Annotated in this window: 7 protein-coding genes; 5 read left to right on the forward strand and 2 right to left on the reverse strand. The window is 33.2% G+C overall.

The genetic code is table 11. The features are described 5' to 3' along the window. The first annotated feature begins 21 nt into the window (after positions 1–21). Together BUB80_RS03260 and BUB80_RS03265 are read left to right on the forward strand one after the other, a co-directional pair. Positions 22–3,774, forward strand: a complete 3,753-nt coding sequence (locus BUB80_RS03260; protein WP_073290903.1) for a T9SS type A sorting domain-containing protein — start codon at positions 22–24, stop codon at positions 3,772–3,774. A 108-nt stretch (positions 3,775–3,882) separates the two neighbouring features. Then, positions 3,883–4,527, forward strand: a complete 645-nt coding sequence (locus BUB80_RS03265; RefSeq protein WP_073290905.1) for an MgtC/SapB family protein — start codon at positions 3,883–3,885, stop codon at positions 4,525–4,527. A gap of 29 nt (positions 4,528–4,556) precedes the next feature. Here BUB80_RS03265 and BUB80_RS03270 read toward each other — a convergent pair whose 3' ends face one another. Next, a complete protein-coding gene (locus BUB80_RS03270) occupies positions 4,557–5,021 on the reverse strand; it encodes a copper resistance protein NlpE (protein ID WP_228433666.1) in 465 nt (154 codons plus the stop codon). Between the two features lie 223 nt (positions 5,022–5,244). On the opposite strand from BUB80_RS03270, the gene BUB80_RS03275 reads away from it, so the two are divergent. From BUB80_RS03275 to BUB80_RS03285, 3 genes are all read left to right on the forward strand, one after another. Further along, positions 5,245–7,383 carry a S46 family peptidase gene (locus BUB80_RS03275; protein WP_083547019.1) on the forward strand — a complete coding sequence of 713 codons (2,139 nt, stop codon included), beginning with the start codon at positions 5,245–5,247 and terminating at the stop codon, positions 7,381–7,383. Positions 7,384–7,454: 71 nt separating this feature from the next. Beyond that, the gene (locus BUB80_RS03280) at positions 7,455–8,453 is read left to right on the forward strand and encodes a polysaccharide deacetylase family protein (protein ID WP_073290909.1); all 999 of its coding nucleotides are present in this window, start codon (positions 7,455–7,457) and stop codon (positions 8,451–8,453) included. Next, complete coding sequence (locus BUB80_RS03285) at positions 8,450–9,529, forward strand: GNAT family N-acetyltransferase (RefSeq protein ID WP_073290911.1); 1,080 nt, start codon at positions 8,450–8,452, stop codon at positions 9,527–9,529. The genes BUB80_RS03280 and BUB80_RS03285 overlap by 4 nt, the downstream gene beginning before the upstream one ends. 32 nt (positions 9,530–9,561) lie before the next feature. Here BUB80_RS03285 and BUB80_RS03290 read toward each other — a convergent pair whose 3' ends face one another. After that, positions 9,562–12,429 (reverse strand): M16 family metallopeptidase, encoded by a 2,868-nt coding sequence (locus BUB80_RS03290; protein WP_073291136.1) that lies wholly within the window; start codon positions 12,427–12,429, stop codon positions 9,562–9,564. Positions 12,430–12,795: the final 366 nt, after the last annotated feature.

The raw sequence follows: 12,795 nt of genomic DNA on the forward strand, positions 1-12,795 counted from the left end.
ATAACAAACTAATAACAACCCATGAAGAAAATCTACTTAATCATATTTATGATTTTGTTTTCTGCGTTGAAGGCTCAGAATATCTCATTTTATGATCAAAATTTAAAGAATAAAATCCTAAGCTCAAATTCGAGCAATCAAATTGCAAAGAATATTTCCGGAAACTTTTTTGCGATAGATGCTAATTCCGACGGGCAAATAAGCACAACCGAAGCCTCTCAGGTGAGTTATCTGGATGTGAGTAACAGCAATATTTCGAATACTTTAGGATTAACTTCCTTTACCAATCTTATTACTTTAAAAATTAATAATAATTCATTAACGGGCACTTTAAACTTGTCCAGTATTACCACTTTAAAGAATATTGAATGTCAAAATAACGTTTTATCTATTCTGACTTTGGACAATCCTACTTCTGTAAATGTATCTAATAACCATTTATATACTTTCAATACTACTTATGGCGCTACAGGTCTTATTTATTTAAATATAAGCAACAATTATTTCAGTATCTTTACAATAGATTATCCTTCTCTTGTAGACTTTTCTGCAGATGGAAATCCAATGACGCAGATGAATTTCACTCAGGCATCTCCGGCTGGGTTTGTACTTAATCCTATAACTCAGGTGGAAACACTTACGTTTTCAAGCTACGGATATACTCCTCCATCATTTACAATAGCTAACTTTCCTAATCTTAAATATCTTCATGGCGCAATACAACCTGTAAATGGTTTGCTAATTGAAAACCTCCCATCATTATCTTATTCTACAATCAGTTGCCATAAAATAATAGTAAAAAATATCAATCCTTCTATTGATATTAATGGTTTAAGCTTTAATATTGATGAATTTCATTTACAGGGAACTTCAAATACAGCCATTCTCAATTACCAGGCTATTCGTGCTAAAAAATATTATTTTGAAGATCTGACAAGTGTAACCGATTTGAACTTTTATGTAGATGAGGACACAACTGAGGTACATTTCAGCAATTTACCTATCTTAAATAATCTAAAATTTGGCACCACCTCATCTAACCCAAATGCCTGCCTTGCCACCGTTGATCTGAGCACAATTCCGTCATTAAAAAACTTTGAAATAAATAATCTTCGATACAGCTCGATGAATTTCTCAAACCTTAACCTACTAAAGAAAATAACACTGAACGGAACGAGCTGCAATCCAAGCAATTCGGTTCTGAATATTTCTAATCTGCCACAATTAGAAGAAATTTTTATTAAAGACCGTTATTTAAAAACACTTACTATAAATACCCTCAATTCATTAAAAAGTATTGCATTGAATAGTATAAGTTGCCAATCCATAACATTGTCTTCTCTTCCACAATTGGTTTCATTCCTAATGGATTCAAACAGCAATGCTACAAATACATTACCTTCTTTGGATTTCAACAACTTACCAAGCTTACAATCTATTGAATTACTGAGACCATTTGTAAACGCAGTAACCTTTAATAATTTACCTAGTTTAAAAACATTTAAAGTTGAAGATCCTTATTCTGTTTATTTCTCCAGTGATATTTCTACTTCCTACAATTTTTCAAACTTACCATTATTAGAGAATATTATTTTAAATAATTCCAAAATAATTCCATTGACTTTAAATAACTTACCAAGCTTAAAAAATTTAACGGTTAAGAGAACATATTTTGGAACAAACTATACATTCCAAAATCTTCCATTGCTGGAAAATGTTACCATTGAAAATCCCCATATTTCAAGTCCGGGAACCATCATTAACTTAAGTGATCTGGCATTCAATAACTTACCTTCTATAAAAAATATTACATTAAAAGACTTTTACTCATTAAATACTTTAAATTTAGGAAATACCAACACTACACTGGAAAACTTTTCCATGAAAAGCGAGATCGCAACGTATGGAAACTTAACTTCCTTTACATTTAACGATTTTCCTCAGTTGAGAGCTCTTCAATTTAATCGTAAGCTGAACAATCTTCAATTGACAAACTTACCGCAGCTAAACACGCTGAATGTAAACAGTAATAATTTTACTACTCTGAATATCGGAAATTTACCCGCATTACAAAATTTCACATCAAATTATAATTATTATACTTCGGGTCAGTATAATATTAATTTCACCAATCTGCCTGTCCTAAAAAAGGTAAATGTAAGTTATAACAACGGATATTTAAAAAAAATCGACCTATCGCAAGTTCCTCAATTGGAAGAACTTCAATTTATTGCCAACAATTCAGGATATCCGCAAACACTGGATTATATCAATTTAAAAAACGGAAACCCAAATCTATTGGTTTTAAATACTGAATATATCAAAAATATTTGTGTAGATGATGACAGCGAAAGAGCTTTGGTTCAAAGTTTAGATACAAGTCTTGCTAATACAATTTTCACATCTTACTGCACATTGGCTCCGGTCGGAAACATCTACAAAGTAATAGGAACAGCGTCTTACGATTATAACAATAATGGATGCAACTCTTCGGATCCTAAGTTTCCTTATCTGAAATTCGGGATCAACTCGGGTGGAATTTCTAGTGTTTACACAACGAACCAAACTGGAACATTTAATATTCCTTTACAAACTGGAAATCATATCATTACTCCAATTATTGAAAACCCTACCTATTACAATTTTTCTCCAACAAACTTTACAGCCGATTTCCCTACACAAGCAAGCCCTCTGACACAAAATTTATGCTTCACACCCAACGGAACCCATAATGATTTGGAAGTGGTAATCATTCCTGTAAATGCTGCTGCTCCAGGCTTTAATACGAAGTATAAAATTATTTATAAAAACAAAGGAACAGGAGTACAGTCCGGAACATTATCATTCAGCTACACTGATAATTTGATGAATTATTTGAACGCTACAATTGTTCCAAATTCACAATCTACAGGACTATTAAACTGGAATTTCACCAATCTTCTTCCCTTTGAAACAAAAGAAATTACAGTAACTTTCAAATTAAATACCCCTACACAAACTCCTGCTTTGAACAGTGGAGACATTCTACATTTTACAACTCAAATTAATGCAGGAACAGACGAAACACCTTTAGATAATATATTTACTCTGCATCAAACGGTTGTTAATTCTTTTGACCCAAATGATAAAACATGCTTGGAGGGAACTTCAATTTCTCAGGCTAAAGTTGGAGATTATGTTCATTATCTAATCAGATTTGAAAATACAGGAACTGCAAATGCTCAAAACATTGTGGTAAAAGATGTTATTGATATTTCTAAATTCGATATATCAAGTTTAGTTGCGTTGAACGGAAGTCATAATTTTATAACTAGAATTACAAATCCCAATACGGTTGAATTTATTTTTGAAAACATTCAACTTCCATTTAATAATTCGACTAATGACGGATATGTTTCATTTAAAATTAAAACAAAATCTACTTTAAATCTTGGTGATAGCTTTAGTAATACAGCTAATATTTATTTTGATTATAACCATCCAATTATTACAAATACATATACAACATCGGTTCAGAATGTATTAGCGACATCAGAAATTAATAACAATAAAAGTACTTTCAGTATTTATCCGAATCCTGTAAAAGACATTTTATCTATTCAATCAAAAGAGAAAATTGTAAAAGCTGAGATTTATGATGCAGCCGGAAGAGTTTTAAAAGCTGTAAGTGTAACAGACAACTCAATCAATGTTTCTGAACTTTCAAAAGGAAATTATCTCATTAAATTATCTACAAAAGATAAAACAGTGACGCAGAAGTTTATTAAAAATTAATGTAAACACAAAATCAAAATTAAAGACTGTCTTTGTAGGCAGTCTTTTTTGCATTATGAATACAAATTTTATCGTAATTTTATTTTTAAGAAGTTTAACATTTTAAATATGGAATTTTTACAAGACCATTCTGTTCATAATGAACTGTTGCTGATATTTATTTCGGTGATTCTTGGGCTTTTCATTGGTGCAGAGCGTGAATATCAAAATAAGTCGGCTGGCCTGCGTACTTTTATTTTGATTTGCTTTGGATCTTGCTTATTCACTATCCTTTCCATTAAAATTGGTATTGGAAATCCTGATCGTTTAGCTGCTAATATTATTACAGGAATTGGTTTCCTTGGCGCCGGGGTTATTTTTAAAGGTGACAATAAAATTGAAGGAATTACAACTGCCACAACTATTTGGGCAACTGCTTCTATTGGAATGGCGGTAGGATCAGGGTATGTTTACCTCTCACTTTTGGGAACAGCATTGATATTATTTATTTTACATTCATTAACGTATTTACAGAATTTCATCGACAATAATCATAAAATAAGAGAATATAAAATCGCTGTTACAAGCTCAGAACAGATAAGACACTGTGAAGAGTTATTCAGAAATAATAACTTGAAACACCTGATGATAGGACAACAATATACGTTGGGAAATCTTTCAACAACCTGGCGACTCACAGGCAAAAATAAACGTCATGAAACTTTGATTAAGCAACTCATGAATGATCCAAAAATAATTGCTTATCAGTTTTAAAAAGACAAAAAAATAAAGGCAAATTGCCTTTATTTTTTATGGAAAACATAGAGATCTTTATTGGGTCCGTCGATTTCTTTACCATCCATATCCAATTGAAAGAGCTTATTTTCACCCACTTTATATTTATACTTTGCACTTTTTCCATTAAGGGTAATCACACTTCCCGTGGTATCCCAATCAAAAGTACCTTTGTCGTTATTTTTTGAATTTCTATCGATATATTCTTCCGTAATACTGAAAGTTTTATCTTTATTTAATGTGAGTGAAGTTTTGATTCCCGGACAGTCTGCACAAGGAACTACGGCTTCGTAGGTTCCGCTCCAATCAAGCGAGTTCTGTGAATTATGAGCGGCATCCACAGCCTCTGTAGATTTTTGAACAGCCATAGAATCAGTTTGAGCACTCGCATTCACTTCATTGGTCTTTTCTTTTGGTGAGCAAGAAGCCAAAAATGCTAATCCTATAATCCCTGAAATTTGTAATTTGGTCATCATGAGTAATTTAAATATATTAACAATAAGATGAAATTCAATGAACAAAAATTAAGCCGACTATATCTTTTAGTTGATTTTATACAAATCTCATCTTTAATTTAGAAGTAAAAAATCATCAATATCATGATGAAATTTAAAATTAACAGTTAACCACCATAATTCATTCTTTTCATAAGCACTAATTTTATTTTTCTTTGTAAATTAGGGCAAAATTTTGATTATGACGAAAAAGATACTTTTATCTGTATTTCTTTTGCCGGCTGCCATGGCTTTTGCACAGCAATACGGAGGAATGTGGATACCGACAGAGCTTAATGAAAAGGAAATGAAAGATTTGGGAATGAAAATCTCTGCCAAAGACATCTTCAACACTCAAAAAGCAAGCATAAAAGATGCTGTAGTACAGTTCAACGGAGGTTGTACTGCCGAGATCATTTCTCCAAAAGGATTATTATTGACGAACCACCACTGTGGATATGGTCAAATCCAAGCTCACTCTACTGTACAAAACGACCTTTTGTCTAACGGTTTTTGGGCACAAAATATGAGTACAGAACTTCCAAATCCGGGAGTAACTGTAGACTTTATTGTAGACATCAAAGATGTTTCTAATCAAATTTTAGAAGGTACAGACAACCTTACAGAGCCTGATTTAGCGAAAAAGATCAGTACCAATATTGAGGTTTATAAAAACTCTCAAAAAACAGAATCTTTCCAATCTATTTCTGTGAAACCAATGTATTACGGAAATAAATACTACGCCTACACCATCGAAACATATAAAGATATTCGTTTGGTAGGTGCTCCGCCACAAAGCATCGGAAAATTCGGTTCTGATACCGACAACTGGGTTTGGCCAAGACATACAGGAGATTTTTCTATGTTCAGAATTTATGCTGACAAGAATAATAATCCTGCAGAATATTCAAAAGACAACGTTCCTTACACTCCAAAACATTATCTTCCGGTTTCCATCAAGGATAAAAACGAAAATGATTTCACTTTCGTATTCGGTTTCCCCGGAAAAACAACGGAATATCTTCCTGCCATTGCTGTAGAAAAGATCATGAAAGAGATCGATCCTGCAAAAATTGCCGTACGTGATGTTGCATTGAAAACATTGGATGAAAAAATGCGTGCAGACGATGCTACCCGTATTAAATATGCTTCAAAATTTGCTTCTGTTGCCAATTACTGGAAAAAATGGATTGGTGAAGTTGAAGGATTAAAAAAATCCAATGCTGTTGAGAAAAAAGTAATGTATGAAGGTTCTTTGGTTTCTAAAAACTCCCAAGTTAAGGCAACTTTAGACCAATTGAATAAATTATACAACGACCAATCTCCTTTTGCTTTAAATAATGCTTACTACACTGAAGTCATTAAAAATGCAGAGACATTAAAACTTGCGAGTGATTACTACACTTACATTTCTTCTGTAGAATCCGGCAGAATGGATGAAAAAGAACTTGCTAAACTTAAAACAAAATTAACTTCATTCTATAAAGATTATAGTGCAGAATTAGATGCAAAAGTAACTGCAAAACTATTGGCTCTATATGCTAACAAAACGGCACCGCAATTCTTACCTGCAGGTTTTGACAAGTATAAAAATGAAGCTCAAAATATTCCTATCATTGAAGATATTTCGAAAAATTCAATTATTACGGGAAGAACTGCTGTGAATGGAGCAATGCTTAGCACAGACATTGAGAAAGCTTTCTCTAATCAGGATAAATTAATCAAAACAATTAAAAAAGATCCTGTTTATCAGCTTTACGTTTCAATCAGAGATACATATATGAAAACAGCTGATCCTCAATTTACTTCTTTACAGACAAAAATTGATGCGTTACAAAAAACGTATATGGCACAGCAAATTGATACGGATAAAGACAGAAAATTCTTCCCGGATGCTAACTCTACGCTTCGTGTAACATACGGAAAAGTGAAAGGTTCTACACCAAGAGATGCCGTTTCTTATGGATTCCAGACGCACTTAGCGGGAGTTATTGAAAAATATGTTCCCGGAGATTATGAGTTTGATGTTCCAAAAAAACTAATCGATCTTTACAATAAAAAAGACTTCGGAAACTATAAAGATAAAACAGGCGATGTTCCTGTAGGATTCACGGCAACGAACCATACAACAGGAGGAAACTCAGGAAGTCCGGTTTTGGATGCTAATGGAAACCTTGTTGGTCTAAACTTCGACAGACAGTGGGAAGGAACAATGAGCGACATCAATTATGACCCACGTTTCAGCCGAAATATCATGGTTGATACCAAATATATTCTTTTCATTATTGATAAATATGCCGATTCTAAATGGCTTATCGATGAAATGAAAGTGATAAAGTAATTTTTTTAATGATAACTTTAAGAATCTATTTAAATTTTCAATACTAATTTAAATAGATTCTTTTTTATTATATGAAAGAGCAACTCCTAAATTTATTAGCCCATTTTGCAGGAAATGATATAGAGAAATCATTTCCACTCCCCTATTGTATTCCCGTTTATCATTGTGTTTCGGATGAAAACCTACCTCATCTCAACCAAATCATCAACTACAAAAACACAAAACAGTTTGAGCAAGATCTGGATTACTTATCAAAGTATTTCCAGTTTGTGAATTGGGGAGAGTTTAAAGATTTTATCAACGGAAATTTTACCCCTAAAAAGAAAATTGCCCTTCTTACTTTTGATGATGGTTTCAGAGAATTTTATGATGTAATTCTCCCGATTTTAGAAAGAAAGGGAATTTACGCTGTCAACTTCATCAATCCTGCTTTCATTGATAACAAAGACTTAATGTTTCGCAGCAAAGCAAGTTTGATAATTAATGAAATTGAAAAAAATAAATCGATAAACCCTAAAATCTATAATATTCTTAAGTTTAAAAGTGATTCGAAAGCCGAACTCAAACAGAAAATATTACAGCTAAATTATCATCAGACAGAAATTCTGGACAGCCTTACAGAAGCACTTGGAATTAATATCAATTCATTTTTACAAGAACAACAACCTTATTTAAGTTTTGATCAATTACAATCATTAACACAGAAAGGATTTGGAATTTCCTCTCACAGTTGGGATCATCCTTTGTATAATGAATTATCATTAAGTGATAAACTAAAAACGACCAACAAAACGTTTAATTACTTAAAAAACAATGATTTTCTCTACGAAAGTTTTGCTTTTCCTTTTACAGATTTCGGCGTTGAAAAAGCTTTTTTTGATGAATTATTTAAAAATAAAGACCTGTTCTGTACCTTTGGAAGCGCAGGAATAAAACTCGATAGTGTTTCGAAAAATATCCAACGAATCCCGATGGAGACAGGAGAAGATGCAGAGACAATCTTAAAAAAAGAGATTACTTATTATCAATTAAAAGGTATTTTACATAAAAATAAAATCATAAGGAAATGATACATTTAAAGACATTTAATAAAAAACAATTGGGAGAATTTGTATCATCCGGAGATTTCAAGAAATACGATTTCCTTCCTATTACAGCGCATAGAGCTCAATCTCACATCAATAATCCAAAAGCAAATGATGATCAAACGCTACTTATTTTAGCATTTGATGATGATCATCTGGCAGGCTACATCGGTTGTTTTCCCGATCATTTCATTATTGATGGAAAAGTATTTAATTATGGGTGGTTGAGTACGTTATATGTAAGCAGTAATTTCCGAGGAAAAAGAATTGCTCAGTCCCTTTTACAAAAGGCGTTTGAAGAATATCATGAAAATCTGGCGCTCACCGAATTTACGAAGGAAGCAGAAGGACTCTACAACAAAATGGGTACTTTTGAATATATTCAGCCTAAAATGGGCAAGAGATATTATTTCCGCACAGATCTGGCTACGATAATTCCTTCCAAAAAGCCTAAAACAAAAGCTTTACAACCTATTTTTAGATGGGGAGATTTTGTATTAAATTCATGCATTTCAGTAAGAAATGCTTTTATCCGAAAGCCTAGTTTTAAATTTGAAATTCTTGACAGCATAGATCATGAAAGTGCCAATTTTATCTCTAAATTTCACAGCAATAGAAATGCAGAAGAACTCAATTGGGCAATAGAAAATCCGTGGGTATTGGAAAGTAAAAGTAAAGAAGAGAAGTATTTATTTTCCAGTTTTGCTGAAAGCTTCAACTATTTCTGGATAAAAATTTATGATCATAAAAATACTCTGGAAACCTGTGCTCTTTTATTTGTAAGAGATGGTCACTTAAAAATTTCTTATTTGTTTTCAACCTCTGATTCAGAACGATTCATAACATTTTTAAGCTATTTTATTGTAAAGAATAAAATTAATTATTTAACGAGCTATCAAACAGAATTCAATAAAAAAGCAGAATCCATGAATATATTTCCAAGCATCCATCAGCGAAATATGGAAAGACGGTATATGCTCCACAAACAGTTTATTAAAAACCTTCCCCAAGACTTTGATCCTCTTTTTCAGGATGGCGATGGCGACTGTGTTATGACATAAAAAAGAGGCTTTTAATAAGCCTCTTTTTATTTTTAATTTCCAAAAACATCTTCTAAACTGAGTTCTGTAAATGTTCCCATTTCATTCACTGCGTCCATATTAAGGTTTTCTTTCTTCCCAATAATGGCGGTATTAAAATGTACTGGTTTTATTTCGGTCTGATAAAACTTTTTCACATCTTCAAATTTCAATCCTTCGATCTGTTGATAAATATCTTTTCTAAAATCATGCGAAATCCCTATTTTTTTTAACCTCAATGTATTGAAGAAAATAGTCGTTCGTTTAATTCTTGTGGATGCTATTTGTTTTAACGCTGCACTTTTAGCATTTTCAAACTGAGTCGGTACTTCAGGAAGTTCGTTGATTAACTCACTCATGGTATCAACTGCAATCTGCAATTTATCGGGTTGCGTTCCGATATACGTCGTAATATAATCCGGATGTCCCGATTGTGAATTGGCTGAATACGAAACATACGCAGAATATGCCAAACTCTTGCTTTCACGGATTTCCTGAAAAACAATAGACGACAATCCTCTTCCGAAATATTCATTGAAAACATTAATCTTTCCGAAATTCGATGTGTTCACATCATTTCCTCTTCCTATCTTACTCATCTCCATTTGTACCATGTCATAATTCATGAAATAGACATTTCCTTTGGTTTCCGGTTCAGGGTATTTTTTAGGTTCAGGAATTTGAAGGCTTGCCGTTTCGATATATTTTTCAATATACTGACTGAAGTTTTCAAAGTTTTTCCCGTAGAAAAAAACTTGATAAGGATAATCAAACAGTTTTTTCATTCGGTCTGTAAATACCTCAACATTGGACGTTTCCAATTCTTCTTTTGAAATAATATCTGTAAAACGAGAGAATTCACCCAACTTTGTATAATTCGTCAAAGCTGTCATAATGCGGTTTTTATCTTTCTTTACCGCTTCACGATTTTCAAGGATCGTATCTACAAACTGATTGTAAATCTCCTGATCTGGTTCTATGTTATTCATCCAGTCTTTCAACAATTCAATTCCTTTTTCAAGGTTTTCTTCTAATCCGCTCAATGAGATCGAAAGTTGATCGGCATTGGTTTTAAAGTCATTGCTCACCCCAATTTTAAAGAATTCTTTTTTAAGATCTTCAGGAGATAACTTTTCGGTTCCCAGATATTGAATAACTTGTGTGGAAATTCCCAAATCTCTGTCGTGATCACTCCCAAAAGGGAAAATAAAATGAACCTGGGCAATATCGTTATAATTATTTTTAACGAAACTCAGTTTTTTATCTTTAACGGTAGCTGTTTTTATTTCTTTTTGATAATCAACGAATTCAGGTTGAATATCGTCAGTTTTTTCAGATACAATCTCTTGTAAAAATTCAGATTGAGCTTCACGGTTGATTTTTATCGGTGTAATTCCCGGGTTATCAACTCTTAATAATTTATCGTTAACGCCTTTTTCTTTGTTGATGATAACGTAATTATCTTTAAAGAATTCATTGGCAAAATCTACAACTTCCTCTTTAGTAACGGTAGCATATTCATCCATCTCGCTCAGTTCCTCTTCCCAAGATCTGCCTTTAATGTAAGTATCATAAAGATTTGTTGCAAGGCCTTCCGCTGTTTCCAGCGCTTTCATTCTTTGAAGTTTAAAATCATTGATGATGGCAGGAAGCATCCAATCCGGAAAATCTCCTTTCTTCAATAATTCGATCTGCTCGAGCACCATTTCTTTCGCTTCATTCAACGTCTGCATTTCTTTTGGAACGGCAACAATTGAAAAATATCCGTATTCTTTCAATCCAACCGAAAAAGCCTGTGCCCAAAGCATTCTTTGCGTCTGGTTGATATTTAAATCCAGTAATCCCGCTTCTCCTCTATTGCTTAGAATATTCGCTACAATATCAGCTAATATTGCTTCTCTGCTTCCGTAGCTGTCAGTTCTCCAAGCCAACTGAGTTCTTGGCGTTGTCGGGCTTTTTACTGTTCTTTCTACAATCTCAGTAAGTGGCTTTTCAATAATTGGGGTTTTCTTTGGTAATTCTTTATAAGGAATAGATCCAAAATACTGATCTATAAGCTGAACAGTTTCTTCAAAATCCAGATCACCTACCAACACCATGGCATAATTATTAGGAACATAATATTCATCAAAATATTTATGAATAGCCTTCATAGAAGGGTTTTTCAAATGTTCCGGTTTCCCTAAAGTCGTTTGCTGACCATTAGGATGGGTTGGAAAAAGAGCATCCATCAGTTCATAATTCACCAATCTGGAATCATTATCCTGCGCTCTGTTGAACTCTTCATATACCGATTCCAACTCTGTGTGGAAAAGGCGTAACACCATTTCCGAAAATCTTTCTTTTTCGACTTTCAGCCATTTTTCAAGTTCGTTATTCGGAATATTATTTTTATAAACCGTTTCATCAAACCAAGTGTGGGCGTTCGTTCCGCTGGCTCCTAATGACGAAATTATTTTATCATATTCATTCGCGATCGCATACTGACTTGCCTCCTGAGAAACTTCATCTATTTTTGTATAGATGTCTTTCTTTTTTTCAGGATCCTGTTCTGCTTTATGCTGTTCGTATAAATCAGAAATCTGGTCCAGCAAAACTTTTTCCTTTTCCCAGTTTTGAGTTCCTAATCTTGAAGTTCCTTTAAACATCATGTGCTCAAGATAATGCGCCAACCCTGTATTGTCAGCCGGATCATTATTACTTCCCGTTCTCACAGGAATGAACGTCTGAATCCTCGGCGCATCAAAATTTTGAGCAAGAAAAACCTGTAACCCATTTTTTAGGGTATATATTCTTACTTTATTTTCGTCCTGAGTTATGGTAGTGTATGAGTAGTTGCTTTTATCGGTATGAATCGTCTCCTTATATCTATTGTCGGTCATATATAAATTCATTTTCATTCTTTTAAGATTAGAATGTATACAAATGTAAGCAATCAAAAAAGAACACTTTCTACTTTTCCTATTATTACATCTATGGTGACGATAATTAATTACTTATTACCAATTACTCGTCACTTATTTTTCAGGAGCTGTTTCGCGCTATCCACTCATACTCCTCACTCCAACGCACCCAACACCAAACCCTTTACTATCCTCTCTTGTTGCGGGGTAACCGTTACTATCACGGCTAGGCATTTGTCTGTAAATTACCCTGAAGTCATCTATCAAATAGTTTTCTTCTATTAAACTTGGAAATTATTTTTCTTCCAAAAAGCCTTGTCAAGGTTTAAAACCTTGACAAGGCTC

Origin of the sequence: Chryseobacterium polytrichastri (assembly GCF_900142445.1) — a bacterium.
Lineage (GTDB): Bacteria > Bacteroidota > Bacteroidia > Flavobacteriales > Weeksellaceae > Chryseobacterium > Chryseobacterium polytrichastri.

What these genes read in the sequence shown, in the direction of transcription:
- BUB80_RS03270 (WP_228433666.1), bottom strand. Translation starts at nt 5,021, where the DNA reads ATGACCAAATTACAAATTTCAGGGATTATAGGATTAGCATTTTTGGCT.
- BUB80_RS03290 (WP_073291136.1), bottom strand. Translation starts at nt 12,429, where the DNA reads ATGACCGACAATAGATATAAGGAGACGATTCATACCGATAAAAGCAAC.
- BUB80_RS03260 (WP_073290903.1), top strand. Translation starts at nt 22, where the DNA reads ATGAAGAAAATCTACTTAATCATATTTATGATTTTGTTTTCTGCGTTG.
- BUB80_RS03280 (WP_073290909.1), top strand. Translation starts at nt 7,455, where the DNA reads ATGAAAGAGCAACTCCTAAATTTATTAGCCCATTTTGCAGGAAATGAT.
- BUB80_RS03285 (WP_073290911.1), top strand. Translation starts at nt 8,450, where the DNA reads ATGATACATTTAAAGACATTTAATAAAAAACAATTGGGAGAATTTGTA.
- BUB80_RS03275 (WP_083547019.1), top strand. Translation starts at nt 5,245, where the DNA reads ATGACGAAAAAGATACTTTTATCTGTATTTCTTTTGCCGGCTGCCATG.
- BUB80_RS03265 (WP_073290905.1), top strand. Translation starts at nt 3,883, where the DNA reads ATGGAATTTTTACAAGACCATTCTGTTCATAATGAACTGTTGCTGATA.